Annotated in this window: 18 protein-coding genes and 2 pseudogenes; 5 read left to right on the top strand and 15 right to left on the bottom strand. The window is 43.1% G+C overall.

What is annotated here, in order from left to right:
* Positions 1-14: 14 nt before the first annotated feature.
* The 4 genes from AACL31_RS04755 to AACL31_RS04740 all read right to left on the bottom strand — a co-directional run bounded on the left by AACL31_RS04755 (position 15) and on the right by AACL31_RS04740 (position 4740).
* Entirely contained in the window at positions 15-2078 is a 2064-nt protein-coding gene (locus AACL31_RS04755; protein WP_339053791.1) for a DNA polymerase, read from the bottom strand.
* A gap of 12 nt (positions 2079-2090) precedes the next feature.
* Positions 2091-2792 (bottom strand): hypothetical protein, encoded by a 702-nt coding sequence (locus AACL31_RS04750; protein WP_339053682.1) that lies wholly within the window; start codon positions 2790-2792, stop codon positions 2091-2093.
* Positions 2793-2856: 64 nt separating this feature from the next.
* Positions 2857-3633 carry a BRO-N domain-containing protein gene (locus AACL31_RS04745; RefSeq protein WP_339053790.1) on the bottom strand — a complete coding sequence of 259 codons (777 nt, stop codon included), beginning with the start codon at positions 3631-3633 and terminating at the stop codon, positions 2857-2859.
* Positions 3634-3927: 294 nt separating this feature from the next.
* Positions 3928-4740 (bottom strand): BRO-N domain-containing protein, encoded by an 813-nt coding sequence (locus AACL31_RS04740; protein WP_339053789.1) that lies wholly within the window; start codon positions 4738-4740, stop codon positions 3928-3930.
* Between the two features lie 105 nt (positions 4741-4845).
* On the opposite strand from AACL31_RS04740, the gene AACL31_RS04735 reads away from it, so the two are divergent.
* A complete protein-coding gene (locus AACL31_RS04735; RefSeq protein WP_339053685.1) occupies positions 4846-5184 on the top strand; it encodes a hypothetical protein in 339 nt (112 codons plus the stop codon).
* A 73-nt stretch (positions 5185-5257) separates the two neighbouring features.
* Here AACL31_RS04735 and AACL31_RS04730 read toward each other — a convergent pair whose 3' ends face one another.
* The 3 genes and pseudogenes from AACL31_RS04730 to AACL31_RS04720 all read right to left on the bottom strand — a co-directional run.
* Positions 5258-5515 (bottom strand): hypothetical protein, encoded by a 258-nt coding sequence (locus AACL31_RS04730; protein ID WP_339053226.1) that lies wholly within the window; start codon positions 5513-5515, stop codon positions 5258-5260.
* Positions 5516-5529: 14 nt separating this feature from the next.
* On the bottom strand, positions 5530-6102 hold the full coding sequence (locus AACL31_RS04725) for a pentapeptide repeat-containing protein (protein ID WP_339053788.1): 573 nt from the start codon (positions 6100-6102) through the stop codon (positions 5530-5532).
* 262 nt (positions 6103-6364) lie between these two features.
* Positions 6365-6838, bottom strand: a pseudogene (locus AACL31_RS04720) (DUF2815 family protein); the annotation flags it as partial.
* An 85-nt stretch (positions 6839-6923) separates the two neighbouring features.
* Between AACL31_RS04720 and AACL31_RS04715 the strand changes: the two are divergent.
* Positions 6924-8129 carry an IS91 family transposase gene (locus tag AACL31_RS04715; RefSeq protein WP_310513469.1) on the top strand — a complete coding sequence of 402 codons (1206 nt, stop codon included), beginning with the start codon at positions 6924-6926 and terminating at the stop codon, positions 8127-8129.
* Between the two features lie 145 nt (positions 8130-8274).
* Here the strand turns inward: AACL31_RS04715 and AACL31_RS04710 are convergent.
* The 4 genes and pseudogenes from AACL31_RS04710 to AACL31_RS04695 form a co-directional block, all read right to left on the bottom strand.
* A pseudogene (locus AACL31_RS04710) lies at positions 8275-8364 on the bottom strand (DUF2815 domain-containing protein); the annotation flags it as partial.
* A gap of 15 nt (positions 8365-8379) precedes the next feature.
* The gene (locus tag AACL31_RS04705; protein ID WP_409013971.1) at positions 8380-9699 is read right to left on the bottom strand and encodes a DUF2800 domain-containing protein; all 1320 of its coding nucleotides are present in this window, start codon (positions 9697-9699) and stop codon (positions 8380-8382) included.
* Entirely contained in the window at positions 9671-10612 is a 942-nt protein-coding gene (locus AACL31_RS04700; protein WP_339053787.1) for a hypothetical protein, read from the bottom strand. Before AACL31_RS04700 ends, AACL31_RS04705 begins: the two co-directional genes overlap by 29 nt.
* A 12-nt stretch (positions 10613-10624) precedes the next feature.
* A complete protein-coding gene (locus AACL31_RS04695) occupies positions 10625-10759 on the bottom strand; it encodes a hypothetical protein (RefSeq protein WP_339053341.1) in 135 nt (44 codons plus the stop codon).
* A gap of 137 nt (positions 10760-10896) precedes the next feature.
* On the opposite strand from AACL31_RS04695, the gene AACL31_RS04690 reads away from it, so the two are divergent.
* A complete protein-coding gene (locus AACL31_RS04690) occupies positions 10897-11409 on the top strand; it encodes a hypothetical protein (RefSeq protein ID WP_339053458.1) in 513 nt (170 codons plus the stop codon).
* 141 nt (positions 11410-11550) lie between these two features.
* On the opposite strand, the gene AACL31_RS04685 is transcribed toward AACL31_RS04690, so the two are convergent.
* Positions 11551-11850, bottom strand: coding sequence for a hypothetical protein (locus AACL31_RS04685; protein WP_310513657.1), 300 nt, complete (start codon positions 11848-11850; stop codon positions 11551-11553).
* A 377-nt stretch (positions 11851-12227) separates the two neighbouring features.
* Here AACL31_RS04685 and AACL31_RS04680 point away from each other — a divergent pair, with 377 nt between their 5' ends.
* Positions 12228-12467, top strand: coding sequence for a hypothetical protein (locus tag AACL31_RS04680; RefSeq protein WP_339053786.1), 240 nt, complete (start codon positions 12228-12230; stop codon positions 12465-12467).
* On the opposite strand, the gene AACL31_RS04675 is transcribed toward AACL31_RS04680, so the two are convergent.
* From AACL31_RS04675 to AACL31_RS04665, 3 genes are all read right to left on the bottom strand, one after another.
* Positions 12436-12669 carry a hypothetical protein gene (locus AACL31_RS04675; RefSeq protein ID WP_310513069.1) on the bottom strand — a complete coding sequence of 78 codons (234 nt, stop codon included), beginning with the start codon at positions 12667-12669 and terminating at the stop codon, positions 12436-12438. The genes AACL31_RS04680 and AACL31_RS04675 overlap by 32 nt on opposite strands.
* Positions 12670-12701: 32 nt before the next feature.
* Entirely contained in the window at positions 12702-12836 is a 135-nt protein-coding gene (locus tag AACL31_RS04670; protein ID WP_339053345.1) for a hypothetical protein, read from the bottom strand.
* Between the two features lie 219 nt (positions 12837-13055).
* On the bottom strand, positions 13056-13754 hold the full coding sequence (locus AACL31_RS04665) for a S24 family peptidase (protein ID WP_310513622.1): 699 nt from the start codon (positions 13752-13754) through the stop codon (positions 13056-13058).
* Between the two features lie 146 nt (positions 13755-13900).
* Here AACL31_RS04665 and AACL31_RS04660 point away from each other — a divergent pair, with 146 nt between their 5' ends.
* Positions 13901-14131 carry a helix-turn-helix transcriptional regulator gene (locus AACL31_RS04660; RefSeq protein ID WP_339053692.1) on the top strand — a complete coding sequence of 77 codons (231 nt, stop codon included), beginning with the start codon at positions 13901-13903 and terminating at the stop codon, positions 14129-14131.

Here is a 14131-nt window from a genome sequence, read left to right as displayed (position 1 = left end):
CCTGTGTGTGTTATTTATTCCTTGCGATAACGATAAGTCTCAAACCCCGCTGCACTAAGCGGTAAATTAAAAGCCCAATCCGGATTAAGACTTAACAGCTTACTTAACCCCTCGGCGGAAAATTGAGGAGTATCCGGCGCTTCGCTGATAATTTCATCATGGACGGTTAAGACAATCGCATAACCCGCCTTTTCAATGCGTGGCATGCTATAGGCCAAGACATCGCGTGCGGCGGCCTGACAGATATTTTCAGTAATTTTACCGCCGTAGGTTTTTAACCGTTCCCATTTTCGGCTGTAGGGATTGGTGCCCATATAGCTAATTTGTCCATTCTCTATTCGCGCAGAAGGGTAGCAAAGACTACGACCTGATGGTAGACAAATTCTGAGCCAGCCTTTATCGCGACGAAGGCTAAGTTTACGGCACTTAAACACTATCCCCGGTGACTGAATGGCTTGTTTTACAGTGTCTTCAATGTCGTACCAGAATGATACGGTTTGTGGATGGGCATTGCGCCACATGCGCTTAAGGGAATCGCAGGTAACAAAGACTTTTTCGCTGAGGCCATAAGTCTTCTCCGTTTCAACGGATTTTTGATACCAGCGCATCGCCTCTCGCTTAACGTTAGGCGGTATGTTAGGTAATGCGGCTTCCGCCAGTTCATCTAAATCCAGACCGTAGGCGAGGGCAAATGTCAAAAATGCCGCAACCCCACCGCCATAGCCTAAGCCGAGTTCCATCACCTTACCGATTTGTCGTTGAGCTTTAGTGACGTTCTCAGGTAAAAGATTAAATGCGCGCGCATAGGCGAGTTTATAGAGGTCATCGCCTTTGCCGTTATCAAACTCGCTAAAAGCATTGACTTTCCAGTTTTCCCCTGCCAGCCATGCCAGCATGCGGCCTTCGATATTCGACAAATCCGAGATAACCAGTTTTTTAACGGGTGGCGCGATAATACACCCTCTAAGCGCAGAACTGGTCAGTTGCATAATGTCATCACAAATCAGCTCGGCGCAACCGGCTTTTAATGCGTCAATGCCGTTATCAATCGTCTTTTGGTCAAGCGTGGGTCTGGGGAGATTATCCGGCTGAAAAATACGTCCCGCCCATCGTCCGGTGCGTGAGGCACCACAAAATTGCTTGGTTCCTCGAAGTCGTCCATCTGCGCTTACCGATTTTAACAGCGCCTTATATTTACTGGTGCTGGTTGTACACGATTGCAAACGGACTGACAGCAGTTCGCGTAAAGCCGGTGGAATATCAGGGTCATTAACGCGGCGCTGTAGCGTGCTGGCTTGCATATCCGGTAACGTGATGCCAAATGCCGAAACGATATGCTGTAACAGTGCATCGCGTTGTGTTGCGTTTTGCACGGCATTATCTGTTAATTGCTGGGTGACGGTTGATAACCGTTTTTGCTCGTTTTCAACGGCAGTCAAGGCGCTTTTCGCCAGTTCAACATCCATGCACATCCCACGGCGATTAATCTTTTGGTCTAACTGCCATAATTGGGTTTCGTCCACACTCATATTCCAACCCGGTAAATGTTGATAAATCTCGCGCATGGCTAAAATATCAGAACCTGCGTATTGCTTAAAACGTTGCCATTCCTCTGCGTGAGTTAACGCCGTGGCGCGTTGTATTTTGCTATTTTTAGGACGCGGTTTGCAAAATAGCTGTATGAGCGCTTTACCTTCTTTATCTTTGGCGTTATCGCTATTGACGTTGAAGATATCGCAAAGCGAACCGAGCGCACCGGGTAAGCCATGTGTCAGTGCTTGTACTAATGTGTCGTGAACGCGGGATAACGGTAAGTCAATATTTAACACCTGTTTTAAAATTACCGTATCAAACATGCCGCCGTTGTGCCAGACAGTTAAAATTTCTGTGTCATTAAGATACGCTTTCAAATCTGTCGGCATCGTTTTATCTTGCGTCACATCCCAGACCTTTACGGGGTGATGATTGTAAGCATAAGCAAAAAGTAAAATTTCTGCATTTTCAGCATAGCGATGCGTGCCACAATTAATCGGAATATCGCTATAGGTTTCTAAATCGCAAAATAGTAAATTTTGCATAATCCATCCTTATCAGGCGGTTACGGAAAAACGCCCCATTTTAGGGTGATACCACTGACTGCCGCGTTTCTCAGCCTCAAGCATCATGTTATCCAACGCGTTTTTAAATGCCGCTTCATCAACCACTGACATTTGGGTAATTTGGCCGCCAGGCGCAACATGGGGCACTTTTTTGCAAGGCACCTTCCACGCCATGACTAATTGCCGACATTTGGCATCGCTTAAGCCGTATTTTGTTTTAAGATAGCTATAGCCCTGGAAACCGGCTGGGATAGTGCCTTGTTTGATTTGTTCGATTTCTTCTGAGACTTGCTCTACCTGATGCTCGATACTCTTTAACCGACGCTCTTGCTCAACTTGTGCAATTGCATAAGCGAGATTAAGTTCAGCCTGTGATTTAGGTTTACTTTGCTGCTCCAGTTTATCAATCAGCGAGCGGCGAACGGCTTTGGATTCACGGGCGGCAACGCGCAGTGCCTGTTTAAGCGTCATTTCGATAATTTCTGATTCCGTGTTGTTCATTTTTTGCACTACAAAAATTTTGTAGTACTCGTCTTCGAGTTCATCTTTAATGCGATCGATAAAAACGTTATTTCTAATAGCGGGTTCTCCGTGTTCTTTTCGTGTTTCGTTAACCATGATGAGTAATTGTTGCGAGTCAATCGTTTCGTTGTTGGAAAGTGTGACATTTGGTACATTCATTAAATTTGACATAAGAAAATTCCTCAATAGTTAAATTGATGAAAGATTGCCCCTTAGAAAGGGGCGTTAAGATTAATTAATGACGTTCTAGGAAGTGGGTGAGTTCACCTTCGTACCAATGGTCAGTGCGCGCGGTGATTATCCCGATTTGTTGATGGTGGAAGTGTTCAAAAAGCTGTTTTATTTCCGCTAAAACGGTATCGATATTCTCACGCTTACGTAAAAGTCGTTTGATAACCTGTTTTTCAGCGTCATTGATAATTTGGCGTAATGATTCTGTGATGTAGTAAATCCGGCGACATTCGTCAGCCATTAAAGGTATATGTGCTACCTGAAAACGCTCCGGTGATGGCGTGCCCGTCACTTCGCGCAAAGCCAGCCACACCGCATTACTCCACGAACGCTCAAACCGAAAGCCATTTGTCATACACCAGACTAAATGTGTTAGATTGCGCGTATCTGAATGAGTGAAACGCTCTACGGCTTTTGGTTGATATTTTGGGGTAAAGTTACTGGTTTGATTAATTGTTTGCTTATCGAGAATATCCAGCACCCATTTTCTGAATTCTTTTGCTACTGGCGTATTCGCAAACATAGCGATCAGGTGTGCGCCACGTAAGGAGAATATACGGGTCTTTTTGTGCTGTAACCCATTGATTTTACCGCTGACGGTCAAATTGACCGTCTGTGTCATACATGATGTAAATTCGTCTTTATTACGGTTAAATATTTTGGTAACAGAGTCAATTTGTTGATACTGCAAAGCTCTAGCAAGTTCAGTAGAAGTAAACCAAATTTGGTTTTTATGAGAAATAGTTTCAAGAGCAGTACTGCGGAAAATTAAAGTAGTCATAGTAATGATTTCCTTCTTAAATTAGGATAATCACCACCAAAGAGTTTGCAGGCTCTTAATATGGCGGTGAACTGAACAGGGCTGCAAAAACCGGCTAAGAAGGATCCCGGCGAGCCTTTCGGCTCCCCCATCCAGTCCACCATTGATTCTTGATATGGCAGACTGACGCATAAAAAAACACGCTGTTGGCGTGCTATGCGCCTTCTTAGTTACGGCAGGTTTGCAGACCTGGCACCTGATTTATCAGATGCAAATAAACTATAGCGCATGATTTTTGCTTTCGTCAATGGGTATTTAAATAAGTTCGCTTTTTGCTGCTTCTTGTTCAGCAATAAGAATTTCCCTGAATTTCTTGATTGCGTTGTCGTTGTAGCGAAAGGACTCAACCTCTTTATTGCTGTAAGGGGATTTATCGAGATAGGTATCACCGTATGCTTTAACTTTCATCTTATTGTCATTAGCGATACGCCCAATCTTATTTGCGGAAACATTAAACATTTTACCAATCTCTGTTGCTGTATAATGTTTTTCGGTGATAAGCGGCAAGGGGATCACTTCACTACCCGCAATAGGGTTAATCAGTCCGGCTATGATAGTTTGTCTGGCGTTATCGGAAAGGTTTGTTGCCCATTCAAATATCTTCTTCACATTTTCCATTTGAATTTGTATGGCTTTAGCCTGAATTTCTATCGCCTTTGCTTTACGAAATTCAGGTAATCCGCTACCTTCGTCTTTGTGATGCTTTTTAATGCTATAGCTTCCGTGTTGACGTAATGCTGGTAAAACGTCTTCACAGACCCAATCCTGAACACGTTCAGCGGAAGGAAGTTTGCTTTTAAGTATCAGACGGAAAACATCCCCTTCAGGTACAAGGATGATTCCTTTAGGTCTGAATCCTAAACTTAATTCTGCCGTTTCAGCACAATTAAGTTTAATCAATGACTTACAATGCTCATTTAATGCTTTTGCTGGCTGTGCATATCCTAAAGCTTCAGCAACTTTTACGGCAAAGAATACTGGTTTGCCTTGATAAAGGGTTCCCTGTAATTCAATACCTAAATCATCGGTTTTGAAAGTCATTAATTCGGTTTTGGTAATTTTAGACATAAAAATATTTCTCCGTAATGGAACGAATGAAGGTATTAATGTGAAAGATTTTGCAGATTGAACCCTAAACCCGTTATACTTACCTAAACACGGGAGGATAACGTTATGGGTCAAGTTGCATTTGATACATTAAAATTTGTTGAAACGCTTGAAGGTGCTGGTTTACCTAAAGACCAGGCAAAAGCTATATCTCTGGCTGTTCGTGAATCGCACGAAGCGGTTGATGTAGCGACTAAAGCTGATATTACCGAAGTCAAACGTGATATAGCTGATGTTCGCAAAGACTTATCTGCTGAGATGAATTTACGTTTTGAGAAAACTGATGGTCAGATAGCGTTGATTCGTAAAGACGTTGAAACTATTGCTACTGGATTACTTTTAAAACTTGGTGGTGTAATCGTTGTGACTATTAGTGCTGCAACGGCAATACTGAAATTCTTCTAATTCTTGCACTATAATTATCATTGGGCTGTTAGCTGAATGGTATAGCAGGGGATTTAATTCTTCGGTTGCAGGTTCAAGTCCTGCACAGCCCGCCAATTTCACGATATATCTTCATCAGCCTTCGATTCTCTTTTTTAAGACGCTCATTTTCTTTTGTTAAGCACTGTATAATTTCCTTGAAAGTTCTTGTTTCCATGTCGTCGTCATTCCATATATCAATGCTGCTTAAGTATTTTGCATCGCTCAAATGACGACTACCATTAGTTACTCCAACCAAATTGCCCATATTGGGATGTTTCGCTGTTACAATGCGTGGATTATCGAGCTCCATAAGCAGACTCCTTCTTATTGCGCTGTTTGGTTTAACCAGTCAGGGCGTTCACCTTTACCCAAGTAAAAATCCAGAATGTCAAGTAAACGAGGGTAGAATTCAAGTGCTTTTCTACCGTCCATCCCTGAGATTTCTTCTTTGGTAAATTGCCGCCATTTCTCTACCGAATGATGCTGACATCCAGCACGCAGATATTCTCCATTTGTGATTGTGATTGGATAGGTTTCACCGATGATCATAAATGTAAACTCTGGCAGGTTGGCTCCATATAGGTTGGCTCCATATAGGTTGGCTCCACGTAGGTCGGCTCCACGTAGGTCGGCTCCATATAGGTTGGCTCCATATAGGTTGGCTCCACGTAGGTCGGCTCCATATAGGTTGCCTCCACGTAGGTCGGCTCCATCTCCATATAGGTTGGCTCCATATAGGTTGGCTCCACGTAGGTCGGCTCCACGTAGGTCGGCTCCACGTAGGTCGGCTTCACGTAGGTTGGCTCTACACAGGTCGGCCTTAGATCCATTCTCGCCAAGCGACTCTACCCAAACTTTATGTTCATCAAGTATTTTTCTTAATTCATCGCTGTTCATTTTTTACCCTTAATTTAGGCAATAAAAAAGACCTGATTAGGTCTTATACATTTGTGTGAGATAGGATGTATGCCGAGTGCCTCTCGGTGTCCGCTTACAGTCATGACGGACGGGTAAACGCAATCAAACGCTATTAGCTATTTGAAAGATAATTTATAGTGTTGACTGTCCCACGAGCGCAGAGCCGTATTCACACATCCTTAAATTGATTAGATTGCCTGAATGTTTAACCACCTCAGGCCGCAGTGGTTTCTCTGGTGTTTTAAAAGGCGATATCGTCTTCTTCCTCAGCCATGCTCAGGTCGTCAAACTCGTCAACGGAGGCCACGCTTCCACCGCTAAAGGCATCGCCATCCCGGAAAAACTGAACCCCTCTTAAGGAGGCTGAAACCCCTTTACCATTATTGTCATAGGCATAAAATTCAATGGTGGCGTTAACGTAACAGCCAGAGTAGGGACGACCGTCCTGTGCGGTGAGTGGTGTACGATTTACGTCAATGACTAACGGACGATCTTTATTACTGGCGGTGATGTACATATTTCCGGCATAGCCATCGTATTCTTTATTGTCGCCATCGCGGAAGCAAAAACGGTTGTTGGAGTGGCAGATGCTGTTATAAATTTTTTCTACCTCTTTGGCTCCCCATTTTTCCTTAATGACCGCCTTAATCCCCGTTTTGATTTCTTCAATCAGGTCAGTACGGCTTTTGGCGATAAGGAAATTGGCACGGTATTTGGACAGTAGCCCGCCTGCGTCGGGAGCTAAGACGCTGTAAGTAAATGGCTGTCCTTAGTAACCGCCTCCCGTTATAATCCGGTGTATGTATATTCCCCGACCCGCAAAACTTCTCTTCCAGATAGATGACGGCTGGAACCGGTTACTCATGAAATACGGCTCTTCCGTTCCCGAATGGACTAAACTGGTCGTCGAACGGATGCTCGCCTGTGGCACCGGTGCTATGGGTATCCGTCGTTATTGCTGCGACTCCCCTGACTGCCCGCACACCAAATATTTCTGTCAGAGCTGCAAAAGCAAAGGCTGCAGCGCCTGCGGGATGAAAGCCACCGAACAGTGGATAGCCGAGCAGCAACACATTTTGCCAGACTGCGAATGGCAGCACATCACTTTCACTATGCCTGATAAACTCTGGCCGGCATTTAATCACAACTGGCCATTACTGAATCAGTTGTTTGCCTGTGCCGCTCGAACCCTGCTGAAATGGGCAGAAAAACTCAATATCGAAATCGGGTTGTTTGTCGCCCTACATACTTACGGGCGTCAGCTTAACCAACACCCGCATATCCATTTATCGGTGACCCGCGGCGGATTATGCCGCAAACACGACGTCTGGCGACCGGTTTTCTTCAAAAAGAAAGTAGTAGAGCGGTACTGGCGCCGGGCTGTCATCGCGTTACTTCGAGAGAATTACGGCGGGCTGAATTTACCTGCTGCCGGCTATGTGCATATCCGCGACTACCGGGAATGGTGTCAGTTTCTGGAATCACAGTACCAGCGGCGCTGGAAAATTCACTTTGCGAAAAAAACCAAACATGCCCGACAAAATGTCAATTATCTTGGCCGTTACCTGAAACGCCCGCCGGTTGCAGCCTCAAAACTGCGTCATTATAACGGAGGCACTGTTGTCCATCATTACTATGATCACCGGACGGGAAAGCACCGCACCCAATATCTGAGCCAGGAAGCAATGTTGTTGCGCTACATCAGCCATATCCCGTCACAGCATTTTAAGATGGTGCGGTATTACGGCTTTCTGGCCAACCGGAAACGGGGGATTTTGCTGCCGAAAGTCTATGCGGCACTGGGTATGCAGGTGAAGAAAAAACCGCATAAACCGGGCTTTGCGTCGCTGATGAAACACTTTACGAATGTGGATCCGTATCAATGCATATTATGTGGGAGCCGGATGATTTTTAACAGCGTACAGGTGGGTATCAGAGCAGAAGTATTACTGGAAATGCGCCGTAAGATAGTCAAAAAGGCGCGAGGGTTACGGAAAACCGCGTAGGGAAGATCTAACTAAATTCAATTTATTGTATAAAAAAACCTCTGGTTGACGAAAAGCCAGGCGACTACTTGATGGTGAAACTAGAGATCGGTCATCCGTATCAGCAATTAAGGTCAGAAAAAAAGAAATAATTAACATTCAATTTCCTAACCATGAACGCTCCTTGACCACTGACTTGCGTAGGTTCAAATAATTCAGGAAAAGCCAGACGTACGTTGTTTAATTTAATTTTCATCACGTTACCTTTTAATTAGATGGATTTATCAGCGAGTGCCGCTTCGGTCACATCGTCAAAGTCGTTTAAGGGATTAATAACAAGGGCAGGGCGAGGGTCAGATTCCGGTGCGATAACGGGTTTCCCGTCTGCTCGCTCAATAAGTGCTTCCAGTTTTGCCCAGCGACTCGGTTTGTCTTTTTTAAGTAGTTTCTCAGCCTGTGGCGGACTAATAATTTTCTTGTGGTAGATTTGTTCCTGTTTAAGTTTGGCGGCTTTTAACAGCGTTTCGGCTTCACGTTCATCACACCAGGTGCGATTACCCTGTTTGCCGGTAACCAGTTTAAAGCCCGGTACCGATTGCCCCGTATGTAATGCCTCAGCGACCCGATTTCGCAGGGCTTTACAAAAACTCTCTATCAAATCGATATGCGGGTAGAGTGTTGCCATTTGCCCAGGGGTTAGTAACGTAATACGTTTCGGCGCATCGCTTAATTGTGGTGCGAGCGGTTGGGTCAAATCGACAAAATCGCCTTTGACTTCATTATGGACAAATTGCGCCTGGGCAAAACACAATCCGCCTTTTGCTTTGCAGAACTGGCATTGCCTGATGCCCGGTGAAAAGGCACTATCCGGTAGCGCATCAAGCCCGTTGCGCTCGGCAAGGGTTACCATCTCCATGGCTTTTTGCGCCCTCAATCTGGCTAAGTCCCCAAAGTCTTTTAAGTCCTCAACCGATAGCGCCCATTCGGACAGATGGTTAAGTCTGGGCTGATGAATAAAAAGACGAACCGTGTTAAAATCATAAATAAGGTCAAACTGATGTAACGCCCCTAGCGCATAGAGCATAAGTTGCGCATTTTGCCTGGCATCGACTTTAACGCCTTTACCGTATTTCAGGTCATGGATTTGTAACTCATCCTCGCTGACAATAATCGCATCGGCGGTACCAAACGAATTCTCTACGTCAATGACGGCTGAAAAGTCAACTCGCTCCTCAACCTGTAAGATTTTCCCGTCCGCAAGCCTCCAGACGGTATCGATATAGGTCTGGACGTGCTCAATCATCTCCTCATCCACTTGTGGCGAGTTGGCTTTTAACAATGGATACGTGCCGATATAGTCTTTCGCATCAAATCCAGATGTTCGTCTACGCCCGTCACTAAACGGGTTTTGGCGCATTGTTAAGATACTTTCCGCTAACGCATGCGCCGCGCTTCCTTCTTCCGCAAACGGCGATGTTTTATCGGGTAAGGTGGCCTCGACTGCGAGACTAGCTGCGCATCTCATCCACCTATGCGCTGAGGAGGGAGAAAGTTTTGCATGTTCAGCCATCGCTACCCTCGGCATTATCATCGGCTAAAACGCGTTGGGCTTTCTCGATAAACTGAACCAGATTGTCATCGGTAACGTCACCCGTTTTTTTAGCGTTGAATGAGGCGAGGATATCCACCGCTTCATTGCGATATCCGCCTTTGACCAGTTGAGTAATGCAGGCCGAAGCCTCACTGCGAAGTGCCTTAAAATCAATTGGTTTGACTTCTGCTGGGGTAGGCAATTCACGCAGTAATGACAAGGCAAATTCGCGACGATCGGTAATGCCAAAGAGATTATCCCAGTTAGCCAGTATTTTTAGGCATACGTCGAAGGTTTTGGCTTTAGGAAGAAATGTCACTTTAGGTAACCCGTTTAAGGCGCAATAAAGTGCATCAATTTGCCCGGTAACGCTATCTGCTTTTTCGGACGCAAAAGTCGCTTTGGCTTTAGCAACTTGCGTATTGTCAGGTTTAAGCGCTTTATCCCCAAACAAGACAGACAGGGCGACCACGTGACGCAAATCAAGTGATTCAATATCCACCGGTTCGGGCTTAGGCGCTACTTCAGGCGCTTCAATAATCGGCTCAATTGGTTTAACGGCTTTAGCAGGTTTCGTTTCGGTCTTTGGGGCTTGAACCTTTTTCTCGGCGACAACGGGGGCTGGTTTGTCTTCGGCTTTAGTGTGTGCTTTGACAACAGGCTCAGGTTCAATCGCTTCTTGAGGTTCAAAGGTAACCGATGGCGCAACAGGTTGTGGCTTAACATCCGGTGTGAAGGGTTTCGGCTTTTTCACCCCTGTCGGTTCATTTGGGTCACTGGGGTCATTTTCAGTATGTCCGACCAACTGACTGATTAACATTTTATGGGCTTCGGCCAGTTGATTGTGCGCCATGATCATTTGCGTGTGGTTTTCTGCCAGTCTTGCCAGCAGGGGGCTATTTGCGGTAAGCATTTTGCGTCGACCTCAACGATATACAGTGACAGGGAATTGGTGATTGCTATTACGTTTTAACGCTTCTAATTTTTGTAAATAGCGTAAACGCCGGACGTTGTTGTTCATCGGAAATCGCTCCGATGACAGGATTTTTGCTTTTTGCATGGTGGTTTTTCCGATGGAATGGGCTAGATAGGGTATGCCTGATTATTTTGCCACTTCAGGCCGCAGTGGTTCCTCTTGTACCCCTACAGAGAGAAATCGGCTAAAATAATTTCACCCTTACAGAGTGAGAGAGTTTTATGTCAGAAGATAAAAACATTATTACTAAAATAACTGAGGTGTTAACAAATACGACTTCATCTGTTGGTCAGGCTTTTAGTGCTGGACGGGCTATTCTCAGTATGAAAATCGATTATGAAGTCAAATCAAAAACGATAGATTTATTAAATAAATTAGGTGCGGTATCCCAACAACAAATACTACTTCAAGAACTTTTGATGATGGCAAAGAATCGCATCATTGAGCTTGAAAAAGAGGTTAATAACAAAGAGCAATGGTTGATTGAAAAATCTAATTATGAACTTTATAACCCTAAACCGGGTACGGTAGTCTACCGTAGCAAAATACCTGAAAGTGCTGAGCAAAAACCTCACTATCTTTGTATTCATTGCTATGAGTCTGGCGTGAAATCGATACTTCAATATGCTGTCATTAAACCAGGTGATACTTCTCTTCACGATGCGCTTTTCCATTGTCATAGATGCAATGCCTATTATGATTTCCCTTATGAGTATGTTAGGGATTACAAGTGATCAACTATTTTATTGAGTTGCCTGATATTTCTGGCGCGTCAGGCTCGCCCCCTTTGTGGTTTACGACAACACACAAAACAGGTATATCAATAATGAGTGACTAGCCTGGTTGACGATTGGGAAGCCTGGTTACCGTATACATCATGAATTGGCAAACCCAAAATTCTTATTGTTTTTACCAGGATCTTTACTAGCTCTTTTTTCTAGCTCTTCTGTTTCAAGTGCAATAAAACCGTCTCTGATAGCCGATGCAAGTGCTTTCGCCCTGACATTATCGATAGCGCGATTTGAATCCATTTCTGCCTGTAATGCATACAGTAGCGCTTCGCTGGCTTTCTCTTGAGATTTTTCACTCAATTCTTCAAATTTCATCATTTCTCCTAAATACCAATCGGTTTTGGCGGTGTGTGCCGGAGGTATCCGGATTATATCTACAGCCATATTGGTAGTGCCCTGGTGTTGGTTTTTAACTTAATGGCTGTATTTTGGTTATTCACACACCCCAAAACCGACTGTTTGGCGCATCATCTTTCTTGCTCTGACGCTACAGGGAAATATTTATCCAAGAATGTTTGTAGTAAAGCGAGGAGTTTTTCAGCCTTGGCTTCCCATCTACCAATAAAAAAACTCAAATCAGTATTTTGAACTACACCAAGATAAAAAACGATTGGGAGAGCAAGAATTATAAATAAAAACCTAATCGAAATATTGATATATCTGAGCATTTTGTTCACCGTAAAAAGGGCTAAAGCGCGGTGCTTGTTAACGTAATTTATTCATTGCCTGCTTTTAACCACGTCAGGCGAGGTGGTATCCTTATGGTTCGATTAACTTATAAGGAAAAAGTAATGTCCAATAAAAATGAAAAATTTGTATGCTATAAATACGATGCTCGCGCTTTAGCGGTCGAATACCTTAGACGTTGTGATAAAAAATTTACCCCTGAAGAATATCTTATTGAAGTTCTTAAACTAGAAGATGTTTATCAAAAAATTATTGAGGATGCTGGCAGCAAGAAGTCTTTAGCTATTTGGAAGAAGCTAAGCCAGAAAGATTAAAAACCATTCCAACTACTATCGCCTCGGCGGTAGTTTTTGCAGCGTTAATCACGTCTTCTTTTTCTGCACCGTTTTTCACTAAATGTGTCACAACGTCTAAAACCGCTTGCTCCACCGTATCCATACAGTGATGAACAATTTCTTTATCAATTTCTTTCCCGTCAATAATCACGGTTTTCCTACTTAACTGTTCGTTATCCATGTTTGACCTCTTAATTTAATGTAATTTAGCGTTTAACTGTCGTCACCCACCATAGGCCACTTCGCAAAATGACCTATAATTAGTGTTTTTTGCGTTTGCATTTCTTTTTCTGTCAGTGTTGCCCTTTCACGACCATTTTTATCAAATGGGGCTAATCTTCTCGCCAACCGGATCGCGTTTGACGGTACATCGCATTTTATGCGCAGGGGTCTATACAGAAAAATCTGTGCGGTTCCGACTTTCTAAATTGTTAAAGAGCAGGTATTCATATAAATTATTTTATTCATAATCGCATAGATAATATTATGCGAAAAATACATTTAGTCAATTATTTTTCGCATTATTTTTTTGATAAATCGTATTGGGCTTTGAGTAGAAGTACTCACTTAGTCTCTATGGTAAAGAGAATCCTTAGCAATGCCTGCCACGTAAATGATTTTTTTAATGGTTGACGCTGCAAGACGTATCGGTGGATGATCAGCGTTAATAGAAAGCAAATGAATAACGTCATCTCTTTGATAAAGAAATGTTTTTACCATAACCTGACCGTTATCATCTTGAACTAGAACCTCGTCACCGGGTTTATATTTATAGTTGGGTTCCATAACAACGAATTCTCCATGTTGAATTCGTGGCATCATCGATTCGCCTTGGCAACGAAGCGCAAAAGCATCTTTATCCTCCGTCGGCCAAACAATATAACCATAGTCATGTTCGATCGATGATTCTTTGGAATTCCAATATCCACCGCCGCCCAACTGTGTTGTTCCTAACACAGGAACCTTACAAAAATTAAACGGAATAGCATTGAGTTCGATCCTTGTGAATGATGTTATATCTCTTTCTTCATAGATATTTGTTGTACTTAAATCTTTATATAGCAATTCATTTGCTTCGACTCTAAAAAAATTAGCAATTTTTTGAACTATTTCTAATCGTGGACTTTTAACTTCTCCACTTAACATTCTATGTAGCGTTGGTTGTGGCATCCCAATTCGACGTGATAGTTCAGCAACGCTCTTTACCCCCTTTTCATCCATTAATATCTTGATATTTTTATTTAAATTTTGAGTCCCCATCCCCATTATGTTATCCCCTATAAATTATATATTAAATTCATAATATACTTTTACGTATATTATAATTGAATTTAAATAAATTTTTCGCATTGCAAATATTTATGCGAATTGGTATTTTTGACGATTAAATGAAATTAAATTGGAGAAATACCATGTATGAGAAATCACCTATAGAAATTGTCAAAGCATTATTAGCATTGGGCTTAACTCAATCAGAAATAGAAGCTAATACGGGTATTAAACAGCCTTCAATAAGCAGAATACTGACTGGAAAGACTAAGGATTCGCGTATATCTACGATGATTGCCCTAGAAAAATTTTATTTAAAGAAAATGACTAATTCTTCTACCAAGTCAAAATTAAATAAGTCAAAGGCCAAATAA

This window comes from Arsenophonus endosymbiont of Crataerina pallida, from assembly GCF_964020125.1.
In the GTDB taxonomy this organism is placed as follows: Bacteria; Pseudomonadota; Gammaproteobacteria; order Enterobacterales; family Enterobacteriaceae; genus Arsenophonus; species Arsenophonus nilaparvatae.
This window is presented reverse-complemented; position numbering and strand designations above follow the sequence as displayed.

What these genes read in the sequence shown, in the direction of transcription:
- AACL31_RS04755 (WP_339053791.1), bottom strand. Translation starts at nt 2,078, where the DNA reads ATGCAAAATTTACTATTTTGCGATTTAGAAACCTATAGCGATATTCCG.
- AACL31_RS04750 (WP_339053682.1), bottom strand. Translation starts at nt 2,792, where the DNA reads ATGTCAAATTTAATGAATGTACCAAATGTCACACTTTCCAACAACGAA.
- AACL31_RS04745 (WP_339053790.1), bottom strand. Translation starts at nt 3,633, where the DNA reads ATGACTACTTTAATTTTCCGCAGTACTGCTCTTGAAACTATTTCTCAT.
- AACL31_RS04740 (WP_339053789.1), bottom strand. Translation starts at nt 4,740, where the DNA reads ATGTCTAAAATTACCAAAACCGAATTAATGACTTTCAAAACCGATGAT.
- AACL31_RS04735 (WP_339053685.1), top strand. Translation starts at nt 4,846, where the DNA reads ATGGGTCAAGTTGCATTTGATACATTAAAATTTGTTGAAACGCTTGAA.
- AACL31_RS04730 (WP_339053226.1), bottom strand. Translation starts at nt 5,515, where the DNA reads ATGGAGCTCGATAATCCACGCATTGTAACAGCGAAACATCCCAATATG.
- AACL31_RS04725 (WP_339053788.1), bottom strand. Translation starts at nt 6,102, where the DNA reads ATGAACAGCGATGAATTAAGAAAAATACTTGATGAACATAAAGTTTGG.
- AACL31_RS04715 (WP_310513469.1), top strand. Translation starts at nt 6,924, where the DNA reads ATGTATATTCCCCGACCCGCAAAACTTCTCTTCCAGATAGATGACGGC.
- AACL31_RS04705 (WP_409013971.1), bottom strand. Translation starts at nt 9,699, where the DNA reads ATGATAATGCCGAGGGTAGCGATGGCTGAACATGCAAAACTTTCTCCC.
- AACL31_RS04700 (WP_339053787.1), bottom strand. Translation starts at nt 10,612, where the DNA reads ATGCTTACCGCAAATAGCCCCCTGCTGGCAAGACTGGCAGAAAACCAC.
- AACL31_RS04695 (WP_339053341.1), bottom strand. Translation starts at nt 10,759, where the DNA reads ATGCAAAAAGCAAAAATCCTGTCATCGGAGCGATTTCCGATGAACAAC.
- AACL31_RS04690 (WP_339053458.1), top strand. Translation starts at nt 10,897, where the DNA reads ATGTCAGAAGATAAAAACATTATTACTAAAATAACTGAGGTGTTAACA.
- AACL31_RS04685 (WP_310513657.1), bottom strand. Translation starts at nt 11,850, where the DNA reads ATGGCTGTAGATATAATCCGGATACCTCCGGCACACACCGCCAAAACC.
- AACL31_RS04680 (WP_339053786.1), top strand. Translation starts at nt 12,228, where the DNA reads ATGGTTCGATTAACTTATAAGGAAAAAGTAATGTCCAATAAAAATGAA.
- AACL31_RS04675 (WP_310513069.1), bottom strand. Translation starts at nt 12,669, where the DNA reads ATGGATAACGAACAGTTAAGTAGGAAAACCGTGATTATTGACGGGAAA.
- AACL31_RS04665 (WP_310513622.1), bottom strand. Translation starts at nt 13,754, where the DNA reads ATGGGGATGGGGACTCAAAATTTAAATAAAAATATCAAGATATTAATG.
- AACL31_RS04660 (WP_339053692.1), top strand. Translation starts at nt 13,901, where the DNA reads ATGTATGAGAAATCACCTATAGAAATTGTCAAAGCATTATTAGCATTG.